The 23179-nt window shown below is 33.3% G+C and carries 18 protein-coding genes; 10 read left to right on the top strand and 8 right to left on the bottom strand.

Annotated features, from left to right (window positions below):
- Position 1: 1 nt before the first annotated feature.
- From D3P13_RS18785 to D3P13_RS18775, 3 genes are read right to left on the bottom strand one after another with little or no spacing between them, the layout of a single operon-like run.
- The gene (locus tag D3P13_RS18785; protein ID WP_117884604.1) at positions 2-1192 is read right to left on the bottom strand and encodes an acetyl-CoA C-acyltransferase; all 1191 of its coding nucleotides are present in this window, start codon (positions 1190-1192) and stop codon (positions 2-4) included.
- Positions 1193-1197: 5 nt separating this feature from the next.
- Positions 1198-3606 (bottom strand): 3-hydroxyacyl-CoA dehydrogenase/enoyl-CoA hydratase family protein, encoded by a 2409-nt coding sequence (locus D3P13_RS18780; protein WP_117884602.1) that lies wholly within the window; start codon positions 3604-3606, stop codon positions 1198-1200.
- A gap of 12 nt (positions 3607-3618) precedes the next feature.
- On the bottom strand, positions 3619-4077 hold the full coding sequence (locus D3P13_RS18775; protein WP_117884600.1) for a MarR family winged helix-turn-helix transcriptional regulator: 459 nt from the start codon (positions 4075-4077) through the stop codon (positions 3619-3621).
- 111 nt (positions 4078-4188) lie between these two features.
- On the opposite strand from D3P13_RS18775, the gene D3P13_RS18770 reads away from it, so the two are divergent.
- From D3P13_RS18770 to D3P13_RS18730, 9 genes are all read left to right on the top strand, one after another.
- Positions 4189-6126, top strand: coding sequence for an LTA synthase family protein (locus D3P13_RS18770; RefSeq protein WP_117884598.1), 1938 nt, complete (start codon positions 4189-4191; stop codon positions 6124-6126).
- Positions 6127-6218: 92 nt separating this feature from the next.
- Entirely contained in the window at positions 6219-7145 is a 927-nt protein-coding gene (locus D3P13_RS18765; protein ID WP_117884596.1) for an ABC transporter ATP-binding protein, read from the top strand.
- Position 7146: 1 nt separating this feature from the next.
- Positions 7147-8466: an ABC transporter permease gene (locus tag D3P13_RS18760; RefSeq protein ID WP_117884593.1), complete on the top strand. Its 1320-nt coding sequence runs from the start codon at positions 7147-7149 to the stop codon at positions 8464-8466.
- Positions 8467-8483: 17 nt separating this feature from the next.
- Positions 8484-9320, top strand: a complete 837-nt coding sequence (locus tag D3P13_RS18755) for a mechanosensitive ion channel family protein (protein ID WP_117884591.1) — start codon at positions 8484-8486, stop codon at positions 9318-9320.
- A gap of 73 nt (positions 9321-9393) precedes the next feature.
- Positions 9394-10557, top strand: a complete 1164-nt coding sequence (locus D3P13_RS18750) for a sigma-54-dependent transcriptional regulator (RefSeq protein ID WP_117884589.1) — start codon at positions 9394-9396, stop codon at positions 10555-10557.
- 24 nt (positions 10558-10581) lie between these two features.
- Positions 10582-11067, top strand: a complete 486-nt coding sequence (locus D3P13_RS18745; protein WP_117884587.1) for a hypothetical protein — start codon at positions 10582-10584, stop codon at positions 11065-11067.
- A gap of 270 nt (positions 11068-11337) precedes the next feature.
- On the top strand, positions 11338-11976 hold the full coding sequence (locus tag D3P13_RS18740) for a peroxiredoxin (protein WP_117884585.1): 639 nt from the start codon (positions 11338-11340) through the stop codon (positions 11974-11976).
- Between the two features lie 70 nt (positions 11977-12046).
- Entirely contained in the window at positions 12047-12361 is a 315-nt protein-coding gene (locus D3P13_RS18735) for a thioredoxin family protein (RefSeq protein ID WP_117884583.1), read from the top strand.
- Entirely contained in the window at positions 12342-12599 is a 258-nt protein-coding gene (locus D3P13_RS18730) for a DUF6952 family protein (protein WP_117884581.1), read from the top strand. Before D3P13_RS18735 ends, D3P13_RS18730 begins: the two co-directional genes overlap by 20 nt.
- A gap of 183 nt (positions 12600-12782) precedes the next feature.
- On the opposite strand, the gene D3P13_RS18725 is transcribed toward D3P13_RS18730, so the two are convergent.
- From D3P13_RS18725 to D3P13_RS18705, 5 genes are all read right to left on the bottom strand, one after another.
- Positions 12783-13778, bottom strand: coding sequence for a phosphotransferase (locus D3P13_RS18725; RefSeq protein WP_117884579.1), 996 nt, complete (start codon positions 13776-13778; stop codon positions 12783-12785).
- Between the two features lie 97 nt (positions 13779-13875).
- Positions 13876-14994 (bottom strand): glycoside hydrolase family protein, encoded by a 1119-nt coding sequence (locus D3P13_RS18720; protein WP_198680066.1) that lies wholly within the window; start codon positions 14992-14994, stop codon positions 13876-13878.
- A gap of 2 nt (positions 14995-14996) precedes the next feature.
- Positions 14997-17822: a Kelch repeat-containing protein gene (locus D3P13_RS18715; RefSeq protein WP_117884577.1), complete on the bottom strand. Its 2826-nt coding sequence runs from the start codon at positions 17820-17822 to the stop codon at positions 14997-14999.
- Positions 17823-18041: 219 nt separating this feature from the next.
- Positions 18042-20867 (bottom strand): RNA polymerase-associated protein RapA, encoded by a 2826-nt coding sequence (gene rapA / locus D3P13_RS18710; RefSeq protein ID WP_117884575.1) that lies wholly within the window; start codon positions 20865-20867, stop codon positions 18042-18044.
- A 510-nt stretch (positions 20868-21377) separates the two neighbouring features.
- Complete coding sequence (locus tag D3P13_RS18705; protein WP_117884573.1) at positions 21378-22004, bottom strand: hypothetical protein; 627 nt, start codon at positions 22002-22004, stop codon at positions 21378-21380.
- Positions 22005-22062: 58 nt separating this feature from the next.
- Between D3P13_RS18705 and D3P13_RS18700 the strand changes: the two genes are divergently transcribed.
- Positions 22063-23055, top strand: coding sequence for an IS110 family RNA-guided transposase (locus D3P13_RS18700; protein WP_117884571.1), 993 nt, complete (start codon positions 22063-22065; stop codon positions 23053-23055).
- Positions 23056-23179: the final 124 nt, after the last annotated feature.

Here is a 23179-nt window from a genome sequence, read left to right as displayed (position 1 = left end):
ATTAGTTTAAAAATTCAAAAATTCCACAAGCACCTTGACCTGTACCAACACACATGGTTACTGCACCATATTTACCTTTCATATCGCGTTTACGCATCTCATCAAACAATTGCACAGATAATTTTGCTCCTGTACACCCTAATGGGTGTCCGAGTGCAATTGCACCACCATTTACATTAATAATATCTGGATTAAGACTTAACTCTCTAATTACCGCTATTGATTGCGAAGCAAATGCTTCGTTCAATTCAATTAACTCTAAATCTGATTGTTTTAAACCTGCTTGTTTTAATGCTTTTGGAATTGCTTTTACTGGGCCAATTCCCATAATACGAGGCTCAACACCTGCTGCTGCATAGTTTACCATTCTAGCAATAGGTTCTAAACCGAGTTCTTTAACCATGTCTTCACTCATAATCATTACAAAAGCAGCTCCATCACTCATTTGTGATGAGTTACCAGCTGTAACACTTCCACCGGCAGCAAATACGGGTCTAAGTTTAGCTAAAACTTCCTTACTTGTTCCAGCACGAGGTCCTTCATCTTTAGTGACTGTATAGGATTTCGTTGCTTTTTTTCCGTTTGCATCAATATAGGTTTGCTCTACTTCGATAGGAACAATTTGATCTTGAAAACGATTTTCAGCTTGAGCTCGTAATGCTTTCATATGTGAATTATAAGCAAATTCATCTTGGTCTTCACGAGAAACTTTAAATTGTTTGGCCACCGCTTCTGCAGTATTTCCCATTCCCCAATAATAATCTTCGTGACCTGCTTTTACTGTATCGTAGTTTAATTCTGGTTTAAAGCCTGTCATAGGCACTGAACTCATACTTTCAGCTCCACCAGCGATAATACAATCTGCCATACCAGCTTGAATTTTTGCTGTGGCAATGCCTATTGTTTCAACACCAGAAGCACAAAAACGATTTACGGTTACACCCGGCACATCTACACTATCCAATCCAATTAAAGAAATAAATCGTGCCATATTTAATCCTTGTGCACCTTCTGGCATTGCATTACCAACAATAACGTCGTCAATGCGTTTCTTGTCTAAATTAGGCAGTTCTTTCATCATGTATTTGATGGTTTCTGCAGCCAATTCATCAGTTCTTTTAAAACGGAACACGCCTTTTGGTGCTTTACCAACTGCTGTTCTATATGCTTTTACTATATATGCTGTTTCCATAGTTCTTAGTTTCTTAAAGGTTTTCCTTTGGTTAACATGTGTTGAATACGTTCTAAAGTTTTACGTTCTGTACATAAACTTAAGAAAGCTTCACGTTCTAAATCTAATAAATACTGCTCACTCACTAGAGTTGGCTCAGATAGATCTCCACCTGCCATTACGTAAGCTAACTTGTTTGCAATTTTATGATCATGCTCACTAATGTAGTTGCTATCTTCCATAGCATCTGTACCTACAAGGAACATACCTAAGGCTTGTTTACCGAGTACTTTAACATCTGTTCTTCGAACAGGTTGTGTGTAGCCCATATCTGCCATTAATTTTGCGTGTTGTTTTGCTACAGCTATTTGACGGTCTTTATTTACAACAACAATATCTTTACCTTTTTGTAAAAGGTTAGTGTCAAAAGCTTCATAAGCAGAAGTAGATACTTTTGCCATACCAATAGTTAAGAAATGTTCTTGAAGAACGTTTAACTGTACATCTCCTTTATGAAATAGGTCTGATGCTCTTAATGCCATTTCTTTTGAACCACCACCGCCGGGAATAACACCTACACCAAACTCTACAAGTCCCATATACGTTTCTGCTGCTGCTACTACTTTATCAGCATGTAATGACAATTCACAACCACCACCTAAAGCCATTCCATGTGGAGCAGAAATAGTTGGTATTGAAGAATAACGCATACGCATCATGGTATCTTGGAAATATTTGATAGCCATATTAAGCTCATCATATTCTTGCTCTGCAGCCATCATGAAAATCATTCCAATATTTGCACCAACTGAGAAGTTTGCTGCTTGGTTACCAACCACTAATCCAGCAAAATCTTTTTCAGCTAAGTCAATAGCTTTATTTAATCCTGCAAGTACATCTCCACCAATAGTGTTCATTTTAGATTGGAATTCTACGTTAAGAATTCCATCTCCTAAATCTTCAACAACAACACCTGAGTTTTTAAACACTTCGTTTGTTTTTCTAATATTGTCTAGGATAATGAAACTATCTTGACCAGGGATTTTAGTTTGTGTTTTTGTTGGAATATCATAAAAATATGAAGAACCTTCTTTTATTGTATAAAAAGACGTGTTACCAGAAGTAATCATCTCATTAACCCATGCAGCTGGGGCTAAACCTTCAGCTTTCATTAATTCGATTCCTTTTTCTACGCCAATAGCATCCCAAATTTGGAAAGGACCATGTTCCCATCCAAAACCAGCTTTCATAGCATCATCAATCTTATATAGCTCATCTGAAATTTCTGGAATTCTATTAGATACATAGGCAAATAATGCAGTAAAGCTTTTTCTGTAAAACTCACCGGCCTTATCTTTACCTTTTACTAATACTTTAAAACGGTCTACTACTTTATCAATCGTTTTCGTTAATTCTAAAGTTGCAAATTTTGCTCGTTTTGCAGAACGATATTCTAAGGTGTTTAAGTCGAGTGACAAAATTTCTTTTTGTCCTTCAGCTGAAACCGTTTTTTTATAAAACCCTTGTCCTGTTTTGCTTCCTAACCATTTTTTTTCCATCATTTTGTTAATGAAATCAGGTAATTTAAAAAGCTCTAAACGTTCGTCTTTAGGACAGTTTTCTCTAATTCCGTTTGCCACGTGAACTAAAGTATCTAATCCAACAACATCAACAGTTCTAAAAGTTGCAGACTTAGGGCGACCAATTACTGGTCCTGATAATTTATCTACTTCTTCTATGGTTAAATCTAACTCTTTAACCGCGTGAAATAAACTTTGGATACTGAATATACCAACTCTGTTTCCAATAAAAGCAGGCGTGTCTTTTGCAACTACAGATGTCTTTCCTAGGAATTTTTCGCCATATTCATTTAAAAACTCTAAAACAGAAGCTTCTGTTTTTGGCCCAGGAATTATTTCGAATAATTTTAAGTAACGAGCGGGATTAAAGAAGTGGGTTCCACAGAAATGCTTCTGGAAATCTTCACTACGTCCATCACTCATAAATTTAATAGGAATACCAGAAGTGTTAGATGTAATTAATGTTCCTGGAGTTCTATATTTTTCTAAGTTTTCGAATACCATTTTCTTGATATCTAGTCTTTCAACGACAACTTCCATAATCCAATCTACATCTGCAACTTTAGCAATGTCGTCTTCTAAATTACCAGTAGTAATTCGACTTGCAAAAGATTGACTATAAATAGGAGAAGGTTTAGATTTTAAGGATGCAGTTAAAGCATCATTAACCAATCTGTTTCTAACGACTTTATCTTCTAAAGTCAACCCTTTAGCTTTTTCTTTGTCGTTTAGTTCTCTAGGAACAATGTCTAACAATAATACATCTACGCCAATATTGGCAAAATGACATGCAATACCAGATCCCATTATACCAGAACCAATAACAGCTACTTTTTTAATATGCCTTTTGTTCATTTGTTAACTATTTTAAATCGCTTTACGTTTATTTTCATTGAAAATTACACGCTCTGCTATTAATTGATTTATTTTTTCAGTTACTTCAAAAAAGTTATTTAACTTTTCTTCATCTAATTCCTCTTTAACCTTTTCGTTAAAAGCGATGACTGACGCTCTAGAAACTTTCCGCATTTCCTTACCGTAGTCAGTCAATTTTATAAGTACACTCCTGCCGTCTTCAGGATGTTTTTCTCTAAAAATGGCACCTTTGTCTTCCATTGTTTTTAATATTCTAGACAAACTAGTAGGTTCCATGCCCATTAAAGGACCGAGTGCCGTAGAAGGTGTTCCATTTTCATAATCTATATTTAACAATACAAATGCTGTAGACATTGTACTACCGTGTTTTGCCGCCTGCTCATTGTACATTTTTGCAACTGCTTGCCAGGTTGCTCTTAAGGCGTGATCGATCGTCGTTTCTTTTTGCATATTACAAATATAACAAAAAAATACTATGCACGCATAATAAAATTGTAAATTTAAAAATAATAGTAATTTATGCAATAAGTTGTATTTTTGAAGTCTACACCTTATTTATATATGATTAGTTATTTAAGAAAGAATGAATATAAAATAATGTTTTATAGGTTATTACTCGCCTATTTTTTTTATTTCATTGCTAGGGTTTTATTCTATTTTTACAATAGTGATTTATTAGGAATTGATACCGTTTTTGATTTTTTTAGATTGTCATATTATGGTCTTGCATTTGATACCGCAGCCATATTATATGTAAATGCATTGTTTATAGTGCTATCGTTGTTACCGTTAAAAGTAAACACTAAAAAATGGTATCAAAAATTATTATTTTTTATTTATTTCACCTTTAATCTAGTAGCATATGCTATTAACTTTATAGACTTTATATATTATAGGTTTACCTTCAGTAGAACAACGAAGGCTGTTTTTGAAACGTTGGAAAATGAATCGAATAAATCGAGTATGTTTTTTCGATTTTTAGCTAATTATTGGCATGTATACCTGTTGTTTTTTATAGCTGCGGCCCTGTGGATTTTCCTTTATAATAAAGTGAAATTAAATAAAAAAACGTATCAGAAAAATAACCTGAGTTATTTTTTATTCTCAACAATAGTATTTGTTTTTTTGGTGATATTGATGATAGGAGCCATTCGTGGTGGCGATTTTAAGAAAAGTACTCGACCAATAAATTTAGTAGATGCGAGTAGGCATGTAACTAAACTACAACAAGCCGATTTTGTATTAAATTCTCCATTTGCTTTTATAAGAACGTTTAATACAATTAACATAAAGAAAGTGAAATATCAGGTAGATCCTAACGCTGTTGATAAGTATTTTAAACCCGTAAAACAGTATAAAAACAATCCGAAAACTTCACCTAACATTGTTGTGTTTATTGTAGAAAGTTATGGACGTGAATATTGGCAAGCCTTTAATAAGGATACGAAGATTGCAAATTTTAAAAGTTATACCCCTTTTTTAGATTCTTTAGCGGACCACAGTCTTATTTTTACAAATGCTTTTGCAAATGGAAGAAAATCCATTCATGGTATGTCATCAGTAATAGCAGGTATTCCATCTTTTGAACACGCGTTTACCTCTTCACCATACGCCAATCAGAAAATTGAATCGTTAGTGTCAACATTGAAAGAACGTAATTATGATACTTCTTTTTTTCATGGGGCACCTAATGGGTCTATGGGGTTTTTAGGTTTTGGTAATATTTTAGGTTTTGACCATTATTATGGGATGACAGAATATGCAAATGATGAAGACGATGATGGCTTTTGGGGTATTTGGGATGAGGAGTTTATGCAGTTCACCAAAGACGTTTTAGACACTAAAAAGGAGCCGTTTTTTGCTTCACTTTTTACGCTTACTTCACATGAACCATTTCTACCACCAGTAAAATATAAAGACAAATTTCCTAAAGGAGATATACCCATGCATCAAGTTGTAGGGTATACCGATTATGCATTTAAAAAGTTTTTCGAAGCTGCTAAAAAAGAACCTTGGTTTAAAAATACTATTTTTATCCTAACGGCAGATCATACCAATCAATCCTTTTACAAGGATGAATATTACAAAATTATCAATAGAGGTGCTGTGCCTATTTTAATCTATAAACCAGACAGCACTTTTGTTGGTGTAGATACAAAATTGGCTCAGCAAATAGATATTTATCCTACAGTGTTAGATGCTATAGGTTATGATAAACCATTCAGAAGTTGGGGAAGAAGTTTAATAAGCGAACCTCAAATTGAACCTTACGCAATGAATTATAACGGTACGCAATATCAATTGCAACGAGGTAATTTAATCTGTACTTTTGATGGAGAGAAAGCAACTGGTTTTTTTAGTAAAAATGATAAGGGATTAGTTGATAATCTTATTGAAAATAGAACACCAGAAATGGACGAAATTGAAGAAGCTTGTAAGGCTTTTATGAAGGATTATTTCGATAGGATTATAGATAAACAACTTACCACAGAGAATTAGTATCTTTAATCTTAGTAATATATTTAAATTACTAAGTAACAATTGGCAGTTAACAACGTCAAATCAATATCTTTGAAAAATAAAATTAAAATATGAGTGATATTCTCGTTGCTGAAAATGTAGTTAAAAATTACGGCGATTACAAGGCTTTAAACAATGTTTCAATAAATGTTTCTAAGGGAAGCATTTTTGGACTTTTAGGTCCAAACGGAGCCGGTAAAACAACATTAATTAGAATTATCAATCAAATTACCATGCCTGATGAAGGGTTGATAACTTTGGATGGTGAACCTTTAAAACCAGATCATATTAAGGATATTGGTTATCTGCCAGAAGAACGCGGATTATATAAATCGATGAAAGTAGGGGAGCAGGCCCTTTATTTGGCACAATTAAAAGGATTGTCAGAATCAGAAGCCAAGGCAAGATTAAAATATTGGTTTGATAAATTTGAAATTGGCGATTGGTGGAATAAGAAAATTCAAGAACTATCTAAAGGGATGGCTCAAAAAATACAGTTTATAGTAACTGTACTTCATCAGCCAAAATTATTAATATTTGATGAACCTTTTAGTGGTTTTGATCCTATTAATGCGAACCTTATTAAAGATGAAATTTTAAAGTTAAGAGAAGAAGGAGCTACAGTAATTTTTTCTACACATAGAATGGAATCTGTTGAAGAACTATGTGATGATATTGCTTTAATTCATAAGTCTAATAAAGTTTTAGAAGGAAAATTAACAGATATAAAACGTCAATTTAAAAAGAATATTTATCAAGTAGGCCTAATTGCGGATAACAAAGCTGAAGCAATTCAAAATTTAAAAGAAAACTTCGAATTGACTGACGCTACTTTTAAAAGCTTAAACGATGAGTTGCAATTCAATATTAAAATTGACGATAAATTACCTGCAAATCAACTCATACAGCATTTGACTTCTAAAGGTGAACTTACTCATTTTGTTGAGGTAATTCCAAGTGTAAACGATATTTTTATTCAAACTGTTCAAAATTATTAATATGAATCATTTATCTCTAATTACAAAAAGAGAATATCTTAATAAAGTCAAAAATAAGTCATTTATCATCATGACATTTTTAAGTCCGCTAATTATGGTGGGTATTTTTGCTTTAATTGGCTTTTTAACGCAATTGAATAATGACGGAGTAAAAACCATTTCAGTATTAGATGAAAGTAATTTATTTGCCAATAAGTTTGAAAATTCTGAGCATACAAAATATGATATTTTAACAGGCTTAAATTTAGAAGATGCCAAGCAATTAGTAAGAAAAGCTGAAAATTATGGGTTGTTATATATTCCACCGGCTGAAAATGTAGATGCTATTGCCGATAAAATTAAATTTTATTCAGAAGAATCGCCTTCGGTAGGTGTAATGAATACTATTGAAGATAAAATTGAAGAGGAAGCTCGAGCTATAAAACTAAAAGAATCAGGCTTAGACCCAGTTCTTGTAAGTAAATTAAAAATTAAAGTAAGAGCTAACTTAGAAACCTTTGATGGCCAAAAAACATCCAAAGTAGGTAACTACATGAAGTTGATTTTTGGAGGGGCTGCAGGTTATTTATTATTTATGTTTATCATTATTTATGGAAACATGATTATGAGGAGTGTTATTGAAGAAAAAACGAGTAGAATTATAGAAATTATTATTTCCTCTGTAAAACCAATAAAATTATTATTAGGTAAAATATTCGGAACTACTTTGGCGGGTCTAACTCAATTTACAGTTTGGATAATAATTGGTTCGGCATTAATGATTGGAGTTTCTGCATTTTTCGGAGTGGAAACGTCTCAAGGCCCAATGGCACAACAACAGGAAGAGCTGATAAAACAGGCATCGCAAAATGATGAGGCTCAACAAATGTTTACAACTATATTTCAAGAGATAAATAATATGCCGTTGGCTAACCTTATTATAATGTTTATTTTATTTTTTATTGGAGGTTATTTATTATATGCTTCGCTATATGCTGCCATTGGTGCCGCTGTAGATAATGAAACGGATACTCAACAATTTATGATGCCCATAATTATGCCGTTAATGTTGGCTATTTATGTCGGTTTTTTTACGGTAATTGAAAATCCACATGGTATGGTATCACAAGTTTTTTCTTACATTCCGTTCACATCGCCTGTAGTTATGTTAATGCGTATTCCTTTTGGGGTACCTATTTGGCAACAATTATTGTCGGTTTTAATATTGTTTGGAACATTTTATATTACTGTACTATTTGCAGCTAAAATTTATAGAGTGGGTATTTTAATGTATGGTAAGAAACCTACATATAAGGAGTTGTATAAATGGCTTAAATATTAACAGCATCAATTTAATTTATGTACGATTTAATTAACCTTCTAAATAGACCAATTAGATTTTCTGACTCAATAGCTATTACCTATAAGGGGTTGTTAATTGTAATAATTGCTCTTATTGCTACATCATTTGTTTTAAAATGGATACGGAAATTAGTGACTCGAAAACTACCGAAACAAGATCAAGTAAAATTTGTTTCGTTATTTTCTTTTGGACGCTGGTTTATTTATTTAATCATTTTAATCATAACGTTCGATAATATTGGTGTAAATGTAACCGCACTTTTTACGGCTTCGGCGGCTTTATTAATTGGTATTGGGTTGGCATTACAAACCTTATTTCAAGATATAATTTCTGGAGTATTTATATTGGTAGATCAATCTGTGCATGTGGGTGATATTATTGAATTGGACGGAAAAGTGGGTAGAGTAGAAGAAATTAAACTAAGAACCACGAGAGCGGTTACTGTGGATAATAAAGTATTAGTGATCCCAAATCATTTATATCTGACCAATAGTTTGTATAATTGGACTGCAAATGGTATCGAAACAAGAGAAGTAGTAGATGTTGGTGTTGCTTACGGTAGTGATGTTAAATTGGTTGAGTCTTTACTTCTAAAAGCAGTAAAAACCAACCCTGCAGTATTAAATGAGCCAGAACCAAAAGTTTTATTTATGAATTTTGGAGATAGTTCTTTAGATTTTAGAGTTGCTTTTTCAATTAATGACAGTTTTAATGTGCGTATTCCAAAAAGTGATATCAGATTTGAAATTGATAGGTTGTTCAGGGAAAATAATATTACCATTCCATTTCCACAAAGAGATGTGCATATTTACAATACAGATGCTGTAAAATAAAAGATGGAACAATAATTGCATTTAAATAATAAAATAATAAACGTTGGTCTTCCGACCAAAAATCCTAAATAAAATGCCAAAAATATTAGTTATTGAAGATGAAGCGGCGATCCGCAGAGTATTAAAAAAGATTATTTCTGAAGAAAACGCGACCTACGAAGTTGAAGAGGCTGAAGATGGTCTTGTAGGTATGGAAATGATCAAAAATAATGATTATGATTTGGTGTTATGTGATATTAAAATGCCAAAAATGGATGGGGTAGAAGTTTTGGAAAAAACACAAAAAATAAAACCAGAAATACCAATGTTGATGATTTCTGGGCACGGTGATTTAGATACCGCAGTACAAACGATGCGTTTGGGAGCATTTGATTATATTTCTAAACCACCTGATTTAAATAGATTGTTGAATGCGGTACGTAATGCCTTAGATAAGAAGAGTTTAGTTGTAGAAAATAAAAAACTAAAGAAAAAGGTCAGTAAAAATTATGAAATGGTGGGTAATAGCGATGCTATTTCACATATAAAAGATATTATAGAAAAAGTTGCCGTTACTGATGCTAGAGTGCTAATTACTGGGCCAAACGGTACGGGAAAAGAGTTGGTTGCACATTGGTTGCACGAAAAAAGTGAACGCTCTAAATCGCCTATGGTAGAGGTGAACTGTGCTGCAATTCCATCAGAGTTGATAGAAAGTGAATTGTTTGGGCATGTAAAAGGATCATTTACTGGGGCAAATAAAGACAGAGCAGGTAAGTTTGAAGCTGCAAATGGTGGTACTATTTTCTTAGATGAAATTGGTGATATGAGCCTGTCAGCTCAAGCTAAAGTGTTGCGAGCTTTACAAGAAAATAAAATTAGCAGAGTAGGTAGTGATAGAGATATTAAAGTCAACGTACGTGTTGTGGCAGCGACTAACAAAAATTTGAAAAAAGAAATATCTGAAGGTAATTTCAGGGAAGATTTATATCATAGATTGGCTGTGATATTAATTAAAGTACCTGCCTTAAACGACAGACGTGAAGACATCCCTTTATTGATAAATTTCTTCGCTGAAAAAATTGCAAATGAACAAGGAACTGCTAAAAAATCATTTTCTGATAAGGCCATAAAAAAACTACAAGAATACGATTGGACCGGAAATATTCGTGAATTGCGAAATGTGGTAGAACGTTTAATCATTTTGGGTAATACCGAGGTGTCTGAAGATGATGTAAAGTTGTTTGCTAGTAAGTAGGATTTATACAAGTATTGTAAGACATTGGACACAACCTTTTCAACCTTTTTACATCTGATAGAAAACAAACCACACGTAAGGAATAAAACTGTTCTTATTGGTTTATTTTGTATATTAATTTTCAGTTGTAATTCAGATGATAAGTCAACGATTGACGATAATTGTAATTTCATATCTGAAATTATTTTGGAGGACGATTTTAATGGGATTAATACTTCAAATTATAAAATAACTGATGTCGAATTAAAAAATGATTGCTTAGAAATAACGTTCGGTTCTAGCGGATGTGGACCGGATTTGTGGGAAGAGAATTTATATAGTGTAGATGCTTTTTATACTGTTTTTCCATTACAACGAGCTCTCAAAATGAAATTAATCAATGAAGAGTTATGTCTAACTGTTTTTCAAAAAACAGTTTCCTTTGACATAACACCAATTCAAATTGATGGGCAAAGTGAATTACAATTAAATATTTATGGATGGAATGAACAAATTACTTATGAATATTGAAAAAAAACTGTTGTAATCCGTATATAATATATTGCCAGATCTAGCCTACTAACGAATCCCGAAGCTTCGGGACTAGCAGATTTTCTACGCGATTTATATTTGCTGATTGAGTCGCTTAAACAATACTTCTTAGTTAAATAAGACTATTCACTCATCATCATAAATAATCCTTATAATCGTATAAAAAAATTGCATAATCATCTCTATGATTTGAGTTTTTTGCATGTTATATTTGTACTTAGAAAATAACGCTTAAAACAATAAAACAAAATGACATTAGTAGGTAAAAAATTTCCAGATTTAAATGTAGACGCAATGAATGAAATGGGCGATACATTTAAAGTAAATGTATTCGAAGAAGCAAAAAATAATAACAAAAAAGTGTTGTTGTTTTGGTACCCTAAAGATTTCACATTTGTATGTCCAACTGAATTGCATGCTTTTCAAGGAGCTATGGCTGAATTTGAAAAGAGAAATACAATTGTAATTGGAGCATCTTGTGATACACCAGAAGTGCATTTTGCATGGTTAAATACACCAAAAGATAATGGAGGTATAGAAGGTGTTACTTATCCAATATTAGCGGATAGTAACCGTAATTTATCTAGTATCTTAGGTGTTTTAGATATTACCAATGAAACGTATGATGAAGCTACAGGTACTGTACAGGTTGAAGGTGATAACGTAACCTATAGAGCAACATATGTTATTGATGAAGATGGTGTTGTACAACACGAGAGTATAAACAATATGCCAATTGGTAGAAACGTGAATGAATACTTACGTATTGTTGACGCTTTAACTCATGTTCAAGAAAAAGGTGAAGTTTGTCCTGCAAACTGGGAAGAAGGTAAAGAAGCTATGCAAGCAAATGCAAAAGGAACTGCTGAATATTTAGCTTCTCACTAATTAGTAATATATCAAACTCTAAATTTTAAATTTATTAAAATTTAGAGTTTGTAATTTAAAATATATAATTATGGTTCAAGAGTTAAGTGAAGATAACTTACAAGAAATAGTGAACAACAATGAAACCGTTGTTGTTCAGTATTCTGCCACATGGTGTGGTAATTGCAGAATTATGAAACCAAAGGTTAAGAAATTGGCCTCTGAATTAGAAAATATTACTTTTGTAATAGCTGATGCTGAAAAATTTCCGGAATCTAGAAAATTAGCAACGGTAGATAATCTACCAACATTTGCTACTTTTAAAAATGGCATTTTTGTTAATCAAACACAAACGAATAAGTTAGATGTGTTAAAAGAATTAGTAGATGAAGTTACCAGTAATTAAACATTTGTCCCAATTCATTGAAGACAATGATGAAGACTTTTTAGTCGAAACTATTGAAACTTTAGAGCACTTAACAGAGGTACCTTCATTAAAAGATGAAGAACTTGATGTTATAGGAGAAATTATCTCTAATATGTACGGTGCTTTAGAAGTAAATAAAATGATTAAAGAAGGTACTCCCAAAAAAGAAGCACTAAATTCATTTATGAAACGTGTTATGGGGTCTATTGATAATTAATTTGTTGTCAGTAACATACAATAGTAAATAATTACAATAAGAAGCCACTTCAGTTGAAGTGGTTTTTTTTTATGATTAAGAATTACATAATTTTAATTTGTGATAGTTTTGATTGCAGTATTAGAACTGAAAATGAAGCGGATAGTTGTGCTTTCGCAATACCTTAAAGATTACTTCCTGTAATTAAATCGAAGAATTATTTAAAACTATTTTATTGGAGTCGTTATATTCCGTCCATGATTTCATTCTGTTTGTATACATTTTTAGGTAATTTTCAGAGAGAAAAATATTTGACCAATCAAACCTTTGACTTTGAACACCCAAATAAAACACGAATATAGCCAACCCTGCTTTTGGAATTAATGTAAGCTCATTAGTTGATAAGGGATTTATTTTATGGTAACCTTCTAAAAAATGTTGCATTTTTATTTCGTACACTTTTTTGTCAGATTCTATATTAAATAACTGATTACAGAAATAAGCAATATCCAAAATTTGCCATCCATTTCCGCAAAAATCAAAGTCGAAGATTGTAATTTCTTTAGTTTTGGTAATGGCCATATTATCATACCATATATCCAAATGGACAATTCCCTTTTTTGAATTTTCAAAATCTTTATTTTTAAAAGATGCTCCAATTTTTTTGATGTATTCCATTTCAGGTAAACGCTCTGAAAAGTACTGCTTCAAGTAGTGATAAGGCAATTCTATAAGCGACTTTTTGTTATAGGTAATACGGTCAATAGTGTTGTTTAAAGTGGTTTTATGAATGTTAGCCATTAGAGAACCTATTGCGTAGCAGGTCTCCTCGTTCATAAATCTAATTTTATCACCTTTAGCAAAAGAAAAAAGAACCGCATACCGCATACCTTCCGGAGCTTTAATTTCTTGAATAAGGCTACCGTTTTTATCGGGGATAGGAATTGAAACACTTAAATTACTTTTATTTAATACGTTTAATAGCGTTAGTTCTTCATTGATTTCAGATTCTGATCTCCAATTATGGCTGTAAACTCTTAGAACATATTTACTCTCATTATCTGAAAGAAAATACGTGTGATTCATCCCTGTTCTAAATAACTTACAATTAAAATTTTTATGTAATCCATATTGTTCTATGGTGAATTCGCCTAATGCTTTTGCGGAAAGGGTAGAGGCTATAACAGGTAATGTGGTCATTGTTTTTTAATTATTGGTATGAGCCATAAAATTGTTACGGCTTAAATAGAGTTCGGTATTAGGGTAAAATGGCATTATAACCTAATAAGATTAACTTTTATGATTTTAAGGGAATTACCATATTCCAAGTTTTTTCAAATGTCCATTCTTTTGAGCCAATACCCGTTGCTGCAAAGAGGTGCGTTGGCTTACCGTCTTCAATTAATAATGAAGGTCTTTCAAAATGGTTTTGATAAACAGTCTTCCCATTATCCCATAAAATGGTTTTACTATAGGCTAATGGATTAGGAGCAAATTCCCAATGAATACCATCCTTTGATAAGGCATGTATTCCACCACCTTTTTCACCACAAATATGGCCAAAGCGATCTTTCATTATAAGTTCATAATGATCACCTGCCCACCATACAAAAGGATCTTCTACATCATTTTCATTGGTTTTACTCGTGTCTAAATTAAATATAGGTTCGTCTTTAATTCTAAGATAAGGACCTTGCATCCCAGCGGCTTTACTAACACCCAATAGCAGTGGTGGTTCTGGGCCATTTGTGGATGATTTGTAAATCAAAAGAATTTCACCTGTTTTTTCATTAACTACAGGAGCGGGATTTGATGTTATCGTGGCATCCCATTTTCCTGGTCGCGGTTCTAATACCGGTTGATCCATACGTCTCCATGGACCTAAAACTGATTTAGAATAAGCCATACCAATTCTTTTGTTCATCCATGCTTTACGAGCTCTGTCATCTCCCCAAATATTTACATTGGTTTCTGGTATGTCAAAATCGTATGTAGTACCAAAATAATAAAGTAGGTAATAGTCACCATATTTTATTATTCTAGGATTATGTGTAACCAAACCATCAAAATAATCTTTACCTCGTATTGGTAAAACAACTTCTTGAAAGGTATATGGACCTACTGGAGTATCAGATACAGCTCTAACAATTTCAGAATTAGTAACCCATTTACCAAAGCCAATATCTTTTGGCCAACGAGAAGCAAACATATGATATTTTCCATCTTCACCTTTTATCACGGAAGAACCCCATACCCAATAGTTTTCCATTTCAAAACCACCACCAACGGGTGCCGGTAGCATGCGGTCACTAAAGGCCGGTTCCTCTTTCGTTTTACAAGAAATTCCAGATTGTGCTAAGGCTACAAAAGCCATTCCTTTTGAGATATCATAAATGAATTTTCTACGACTATTCATAATTATTTAGATGTTTGATTAATGTCAATATTTTTTCTAAGAAGCACTACCCAATCAGTATTTTTTTCAGTATTAGAAAATTCTATAGGTATTGCCAAAGTGCGTATTCCTCCTCCAGAAATTGTTTTAACAGAACCTGTTTGTAATTGCCCGCCTGTAAATGGATTATACCATTGTATTTGAAAATCACCCGAGGCTTCACTCATGTCAATAGTATATCTGCCTAATTTTGGTAGGTATACCGCATATATTTCATTCACTTTTCTTAAACAATATGCCTCTTTTGAATTAATTAAATTATGCTTGGGTTGCATTTCCCAATAAGGTAAATAGGTATTGAAAAATACTTTTGTATGGTTGGTTATTTCCCAAAGATGATTTCTTTGTCTCCAATCTTCAGAAGTTAAATCATTTTGTGGTTGTTTTGCACCAAAATACCATTCAACACCAGCAGCACCCGACATCAGTGTTCCCCAAAGGGCATAATGTCGCAATGAAAAATGATTAGCGTCTTGAGTATCTGTTAGAGCACCCGTATGCCACATACCAATTTCATCCATCGTAATAAGCCAATCTTGCCCGGCAGCTTTTGATTTTTTTCTCCATGTTTCAACAACAGTACTTGCCTCTTCGCGTTTTGCTTGTTGTAAGGATAGGCCATCTAAGTCTTTAAAACCAAGTATGTCATTGAGAATGTCATCTCTTAACGGATCTTCAGAATGTGTGTGCAGTAGTACGGGGTGTTGGTAAGGGTCTGTTTCTTTTAAAAATGTAGCCATTGCTTTTCGTTGCTTATCATTTTGACCAATAGGTGACCAAGATGCGGGACCGTTCTCTTCTCCTAAATTCCAAACTAAAGCGAGATGATGTCCATAACGGGCAATGAGTTCTCTAAAATAGAGTTGGCGTAATGGACCGGTATTTCCATGATCAAGCATGGTTTCATTCTCGGTTTCTTGTAAAACCATATGCAGTAATATACCATTAGATTGCATATGTTGAAATATGATTTCCCATTGCTCTAGTTTACTAACGTCAAAACGGGTAAAATTATCTGGGGTAACATAAGGCCATACATCTTTACCATCGCCTAAAATGTTTAATGTTAAAAAATAAGCAGAATTCATTCCTTTTGATGACAGATAGTTAATTGCTCCAACAAGAGATTTTCCTTTACCCTTTTTCCAGGAAGGGTCACCTGTTTTCCAGTCTTTTAAATGTGGAGCGTATCTATGAATGTTTTCAGTTGCTGCGGCCTCTCCTTCTCTAGCTTCTGATTTCATGCGATACGTATCATCAAAATCTACATAGCCCAATAAGTTTTCAGGACTATTAGTACCCAATTTTAACCAATAATCATTTGTGTTACGAAATTTAAAATAACCTTTATGAGCTTCTAGTCTTCCTTTTCCTCTAAAGTCATCTCCTTCTTTATCAGAAGTAACAATTATAAAGTCGCCTTTTGCATTCGTCATTGGTATAAGATCTCCAATGGTTAAGTCGTCAGTTAACGCAATACTATCTCCTTTATGAAGTTTCGCAGTGTACGTCCATTTTCCAATTTTATTTGGCGTAAACCGAACTTTCCATATTTTTCCAGTATTAGCACTCGTTTCAGCAGCATCTCCATCTGCAGCGTAAAACCCGCGTATCGTTTGCTTGGTATCTTCATGTTGAAATTCAACACTTAAACGATAATTTAGAAAGGGATTTATAGCATCGGTTTCGGATGTTTCAGGACCTTCAAAAGGGATGGTCAGTGTATTGTATTGTTGATAAACAGGTGTGGTATCTGCAATTTCAGTTAATGGTGTAGCGTTTCCGTTAGGTAATTGTAAACGTTCAATGGTTGTCAGTTCTGGTTCTCCACCACGTTTACCACATCCTGAAGCAGTATATACATAATCACCAATAACGGCAAGTCCAGAGCCATGTCGTCCTTGATTTAAAGACGGCCATTTACTCCATAGTTTTGTTTTTGTATTATAGGCTTCGACTTGGTTGTGAGCTGCTTCTTGTACCATACTTTCACCACCAGCAATAACAATAGATCCATTCCAAGCAAGGGCAGAATTACCTGCTCGCATAGTGGGTATTGCGGTGTCGTTTGTTACGGGTTCCCATTTTTGAGTCAAAAAGTTATAGGTATTGCCATGGTTCACTGTTAGTGAAAAATCTTCTTTAGTTATTCTTGAGGTAGTACGGCCAGCAAAAGCATACAGTTTGTCATTGGTTACTACCGTTTGAAAGTGGTCGCGTGCATTAGGAGCGTCTGTCAACGTTTTCCATTCTTTAGTTTTAGGATTGTATTCATCAAACCAAGGTTTAAAACCGTTCATATGTCCATTAATAATACCACCAACAAGATAAATTTTGTCTTTATAGACAACAGCACCTGCACCACCTCGTTTTCGATGTTTTGGAATAGAATCACCATAAACATATTCATTACGCTCAGGATAGTAAATAATAATTCGGTCCACAGGCTTTTCATTTGGCCATTGTCCGGTCATTGCCCCAATAATATAAATAGCATCACCATATACTACAGGTTGAAAATGATGCAATTCAATTGGAGAAGGTGACTTTTCAGTCCATGTATTAGTGCTCGGGTCAAATTCTGAAGTAGGATTGATTCTACGACCGCCCATTAAGTATAATTTGGATTTGTAAGCTACAAACCCAGCTTCATGTCTCGCGGTGGGTTCTCCATTTGTTGTTATCGTTTCCCATTTCCAATTATCTGGAGTTGCTTTTTCACAACCTTGATAAACAAGTGTTGTAATTAGAAAAAGAACAAACAAAAAATATTTTAAATTGTGTTTCATAAAAAGTTAATAATGAGTGTGATATGGAATATTTATTAGTTGAAGTAATGTTTGTGTTATGATTTGTGTGTAAGCTACTAAATTAACAAATAAAACACGTACTAGAAAATTCACAGCAACTTTTGCGATTGTTTTAAATAAAAGAAAAAAATGATTTCTGAATTAAACTTTCAGGTATTTTATTTTGAATCACTTCATAAAAATTAACGGTAGTAGTTTTTACTCCTTTCTGATCAATTGAATAGCATCCATCCTTACACGTGCGTTTTTAATGATTGTTGTTAGAGCTATTTGGTCATTGCAAGCTATTTGAATTTCTTCTGGTCTTATAGTATTGTTTTTCTCTTGTAATAGTTTCAGTCTGTCAATTTCATGATTCAACGTTAAGTTCATACTATCTAAACCATTTGCTATTGCTGTGCTGCTCATCTCTTTAGCTAGTTTTGTAGCCACTGCTATCATATTGGGCAATAGTGTTTCAACGATGGCTTCATTATCCAGTAAAGCGTCTATTTGACCAGGTATTAATTTTTTGTTTAATACGTCAACAAGATACTCCTCTGTAACCTCATTACCCGCATGGTCTACAACAACTCTTAGTGGTGTGTTGGGTAGAAAACGGTCTACAGCTATGTTTTGTCGTGTTGGTGTTTCAAGAATAAAAATGATTTCAAGTAGAAGACCAGGGCTTTTGCTTCCCTTTAGAACTCCATAGCTAGCACTACCTGTACCTGAACTTAACACCATATCTATGACATCGGTGGTCATGGGATGATCCCAACTTAGAAAACTGATTTCCTCTCTGCTAAGAGCATGTTTTCTGTCAAATGTAACGCCAATACCTTCCATGGGTATCGACGGAAAAATTTCAGTGATTAGAGACGTAGGTTTTAAATAATAGCTTCGAGAAACGAGGTCTTCCATTTCAATATCGAAATGATTAAAGACTTTTGTCATATAATTTTCAAGACTTTTATCGTTGTCTTCCGCTTGAATTTGTTTGATTAGTTTTGTGGCTATTTTTGGGCGAAAAGAATTCATTTCTAGTAATTTATCTCTGCCATCGGCTAAGCTTTTTTGTAGCTCTTTTTGGAAAGTTGACGTTTCCGTAATCAAAGCTTCTAATGCTGAATTATGTTCAGTTTTAGTGTTTAGTTTTGATAGTTCAAGTAGCCGTTTACTAAATAATTTAGAAATTTTATTTCCACCTTCAATGTTGTTTTCAAAGGCATTCAGGCCTTCATGAAACCATCGTACAAGTATATGTTGTGGACTATTGGTAAGGTAGGGAATATGAATATGAATATCTTTTTTTTGACCAATCCTGTCTAGGCGTCCTATTCGCTGTTCTAACAATTCAGGATTCAAGGGCAAATTAAATAAGATGAGGTGATGAGCAAATTGAAAATTTCGTCCTTCACTTCCTATTTCTGAACAAAGCAGTATTTGAGCACCATCGGGTTCTGAGAACCATGCCGCATTTCTATCGCGTTGCACTATAGTAAGATCTTCATGAAATACACCAACTTTAAAATTTCCACGTTTTGTTAAGATTTCTTCTAAAGCCAGCACCTTTTCTTTCTGCTTACAAATGAGTAGTACTTTTGCAGGATAAAGCTCTTTTATAATGGTTAACAGCCACTGTACACGTGGATCTTTGGCAAACCAAAATTGTTGATTATTTGCAGTTTCATCTGGAGTCATTTCATAAGCAAATTCATTGCTTAAACGTTCTAACCACAGCTCCTTGTCTTTTACTACTTTTATGGGAATTAAATGTGCCTTTCGTTTTGGAAAGCCACTCATTCCAGATCTAGTATTTCGGAATAATACTCTGCCTGGACCATGTTGATCTAGTAGATTTTCAATAAGATTATCCTTGGCTTCATTTTTTCCATCAAGTACTAATTGTATGCTTTCTTTTGAGAAAAGAGATTCTAAAATTTTAGTATCCTTAGATTCAAGGGGTTTTCCTAGATGTAATTTTTCAACAATAGAGGCAATGATTTTATGATTTGAAGATTCATTTATAAAATCATCATAGTTTTCATATCTGTTAGGATCAAGTAATCGGAGTCGTGCAAAATGACTTTCTACGCCTAATTGTTCTGGCGTAGCCGTAAGCAGTAATAACCCTTTTGCAACTTTACTCAAAAGTTCTACAATTCGATACTCTGGGCTTATGTTGTTAACAGACCATTCCAGATTATGAGCTTCATCAACCACAAGCATATCCCAGTTAGCAGAAATTGCTTGCTTCGTTCGCTTGGCAGAACCGGCTAAAAATTCAGTACTACAAATAATAAGTTGATTGTCTAAAAAAGGATTACCATCAGGTGCATTGTCATCAAGTGCTGCACAACGTTCTTCATCAAAAATATTAAACCACATATTAAATCGACGTAAAACTTCAACAAACCATTGATGTATTAACGATTCAGGAACAAGTATGAGCACTCTAGAAATGCGTCCGCTTAATAATAAACGATGAAGGATTAAGCAAGCTTCAATAGTTTTACCAAGCCCAACTTGGTCAGATAGTAAGACACGAGGAGCATATCTTGAACTCACTTCATGTGCAATATACAATTGATGTGGAATAAGATCAATTCTTCCGCCTACAAATCCATGTACAGGCGATAATCTCCGTTTATATTCGTGTTCTAATGTTTCTCTGCGTAAAGCAAAGGCTTGAGGCGTGTCTACATCTCCCAAAAAAAGACGGTCATCGACACTGTGATTTGCTGACACATCACCAAGTGCTGCCTCAGTTATTTTTTTGTCTTTGCCATAATAGATGTATAGATTGTTGACTATTTCAACATTTTCTATAAGTAATGGTTGCCCTTTTGCATCCATTATTGTATCACCAATTTTAAAAACAACGCGTTGTAAAGGGGCACTTTCAACTGCGTATAATCGTGTTTCATTAGACAACGGAAAATAGATCTGTACTTTTTCTTTGCTGGCTTCTTTTAAAATACCAACCCCTAAATCAGGTTCACCTTTACTTGTATATCTTTGATTTGGAAAAAAAATCTCCATAGTTTGTTTTGTTCTTGTTATTATCTATGTCTTGTCTTAAAATTGGACAATAATTTCATAGACATTGTTAACGACGGGCTTTATTCAATTATGACTTCTTGTTTTTTAAATAATCTAGCAATATCTAGAAAAGAAAATTTAGCTTTTTAAATGTTTTTTATTTTGGAATGAATACGGCAATCAAAAGTTTTGTGATTTATGATTTATGTGCGGTTTTATGCCTGTAAATATAATAAAGCTTGCCGAGATTTTTACGAGCGAATTGTAGTAATAGGAAAGAACAAAAATTAGCAGTAAAAGCAGTTTGTAATAAACTATTAAATAAGTTTTTGGAATAGTAAAATCAGGACTAATATGCGATGATGCCTATAGTAGCAATTTAGTGAGGGATTATTATATTTTTACTTTTTTATTACCACAGTACTTTGTTGTAACCAGTTTTTATTCGCTAATTTCTTTAACGTTATAAACTTCTTTTCCTAAAGTTAAATAACTAATTCTGTCGAGTTTTCAACTTTCATTATATTCAAACCTTTTGTAAAAAAAGTCATTATAAGATTCATTATTTCCTCTCATTATTTTCAATTCAGGTTCGATTCGGTTATTTAAATTCAGAGTATAGTCAAATGTGTACCAATTATTTGTTGAAAAGTGTCCAAATTCATATAGTTTTCGGTCTTTATAATACAATTCAAATAATCGATGTCCATAATCATTATCAATTCCTTTTCGGTTTTTTCCATTCGCAAAAATTGTCGTTCCGCTATTTTGATTCACAACTTTAAAATCAGATAGGTTCAGATTTGAGTCCACTTTCAATTCAAACGTATTAAAGTCAAAAAATTTGGAAGAAATACTGGTAGCAATACTATGTTCGTCTTTTACTTTTTCAGCGTAATTTTTAAAACCATAGAAACATAAAATTCCGACTATTAGAATTAATAATAATTTCCGATTTTTATCCAGTTTCATTTGGTTTCTCAAATTGGTTACAACGTGTTTCTTTAGTTTGTAATAAATATCTTTAGATAGAAAAAGAGGAGAACTATAACGTGTTTTAGAATAACGCTCCCTTACACGTACGAGTCCTCTCTTTCTATCAAGTTGCCAAGAACCATTTGGAATACCAGGAGACAATTCTCCCGATAAAGGAAGTAGTTAACGCAACATATTTATTCACACTAATTGTAAAAATATGAAAAATTACGAAGAAGTAGTAGGAATTGATGTATCAAAAAAAACAATTGATGCTTATTGTTATCAAGCACAAGTCCACAAAGAGTTTGTTAATGATTTAATAGGATATAACAGACTATTAAAATGGGTTTTGAAACAGACAAAAACAAGCAAGGTTTTTTACTGTTTTGAGAATACAGGTTATTACTCCTTAAAGTTAGCACTTTATTTACATAGTCAAGATATTGTTTATGTAGAAGAAAGTCCATTAAAAATAAAACGCTCCAGCGGAGTTGTAAAAGAGAAAACAGATAAGTTAGACGCCAAACTTATAGCAAGATACGCATGGCTTTACAGAGAAGAGTTACAGCCAAGTACAGTAAAGAGTATGTCTCATTTAGAGTTAGGCAGATTACTAGCTTTAAGAGATCAATTAGTAAGAAACAATGCAGGACTTAAAGGCACTTTAAAAGAGATGAAAGTACTATTGTCAAGTCCAACAACAGATTTTGGATGTATTAGCTTAAAACGCAGTATAGATTACTTATCTAAGCAAGTAAAAGGTATAGAAGATAGAATTAAAGAGATAATCACAGCAGATGATTCTATGAACAAGAATTACGAATTACTATCCAGTCTTAAAGGTGTTGGTTTAGTAGTTGCATGTCAACTAATTTATCACACAGGAAATTTCACTCGATTTGCTAGTTGGCGAGCCTTTTCTAGCTATTGTGGTACAGCACCATTTGAGCATCGCTCAGGTACTAGTATACATCGCAGAAAACAATGTCATTATTTAGGAGATAGAAAAATGAAAAGTTTGCTGAGTATGGCAAGTGTATCAGCAATACAACATGACACCGAATTAAGACTGTATTATAAAAGAAAATTGGCAGAAGGAAAAGATAAAATGTTAGCCATAAATAATGTTAGAAATAAACTAATAGCTAGAGCTTTTGCAGTTGTAAAAAGAGGAACACCTTATGTGGTTCTTCAGCAACATGCAGCTTAAGAAAATAAGTGTTTTTTTATTAGGATTTGATCTTGGAATACGTATATCTTAAGTTAGCATTTATAAATATAGTTATAAATTTAAGTATAGAAACAGAAAGAACAAAAGAGTGGAGTAAGGTCAT

Source organism: Aureibaculum luteum (genome assembly GCF_003449015.1).
GTDB lineage: Bacteria > Bacteroidota > Bacteroidia > Flavobacteriales > Flavobacteriaceae > Aureibaculum > Aureibaculum luteum.
The sequence above is the reverse complement of the archived record's forward strand: the minus strand, read 5'-3'. Positions and strand labels throughout refer to the sequence as shown.

Excerpts from the sequence above, each read along its gene's own strand:
- D3P13_RS18755 (WP_117884591.1), top strand. The coding sequence starts at position 8,484 with ATGTACGATTTAATTAACCTTCTAAATAGACCAATTAGATTTTCTGAC.
- D3P13_RS18735 (WP_117884583.1), top strand. The coding sequence starts at position 12,047 with ATGGTTCAAGAGTTAAGTGAAGATAACTTACAAGAAATAGTGAACAAC.
- D3P13_RS18725 (WP_117884579.1), bottom strand. The coding sequence starts at position 13,778 with ATGACCACATTACCTGTTATAGCCTCTACCCTTTCCGCAAAAGCATTA.
- D3P13_RS18760 (WP_117884593.1), top strand. The coding sequence starts at position 7,147 with ATGAATCATTTATCTCTAATTACAAAAAGAGAATATCTTAATAAAGTC.
- D3P13_RS18700 (WP_117884571.1), top strand. The coding sequence starts at position 22,063 with ATGAAAAATTACGAAGAAGTAGTAGGAATTGATGTATCAAAAAAAACA.
- D3P13_RS18740 (WP_117884585.1), top strand. The coding sequence starts at position 11,338 with ATGACATTAGTAGGTAAAAAATTTCCAGATTTAAATGTAGACGCAATG.
- D3P13_RS18715 (WP_117884577.1), bottom strand. The coding sequence starts at position 17,822 with ATGAAACACAATTTAAAATATTTTTTGTTTGTTCTTTTTCTAATTACA.
- D3P13_RS18750 (WP_117884589.1), top strand. The coding sequence starts at position 9,394 with ATGCCAAAAATATTAGTTATTGAAGATGAAGCGGCGATCCGCAGAGTA.
- D3P13_RS18720 (WP_198680066.1), bottom strand. The coding sequence starts at position 14,994 with ATGAATAGTCGTAGAAAATTCATTTATGATATCTCAAAAGGAATGGCT.
- D3P13_RS18775 (WP_117884600.1), bottom strand. The coding sequence starts at position 4,077 with ATGCAAAAAGAAACGACGATCGATCACGCCTTAAGAGCAACCTGGCAA.
- D3P13_RS18730 (WP_117884581.1), top strand. The coding sequence starts at position 12,342 with ATGAAGTTACCAGTAATTAAACATTTGTCCCAATTCATTGAAGACAAT.
- D3P13_RS18785 (WP_117884604.1), bottom strand. The coding sequence starts at position 1,192 with ATGGAAACAGCATATATAGTAAAAGCATATAGAACAGCAGTTGGTAAA.
- D3P13_RS18780 (WP_117884602.1), bottom strand. The coding sequence starts at position 3,606 with ATGAACAAAAGGCATATTAAAAAAGTAGCTGTTATTGGTTCTGGTATA.
- rapA (WP_117884575.1), bottom strand. The coding sequence starts at position 20,867 with ATGGAGATTTTTTTTCCAAATCAAAGATATACAAGTAAAGGTGAACCT.
- D3P13_RS18765 (WP_117884596.1), top strand. The coding sequence starts at position 6,219 with ATGAGTGATATTCTCGTTGCTGAAAATGTAGTTAAAAATTACGGCGAT.
- D3P13_RS18770 (WP_117884598.1), top strand. The coding sequence starts at position 4,189 with ATGATTAGTTATTTAAGAAAGAATGAATATAAAATAATGTTTTATAGG.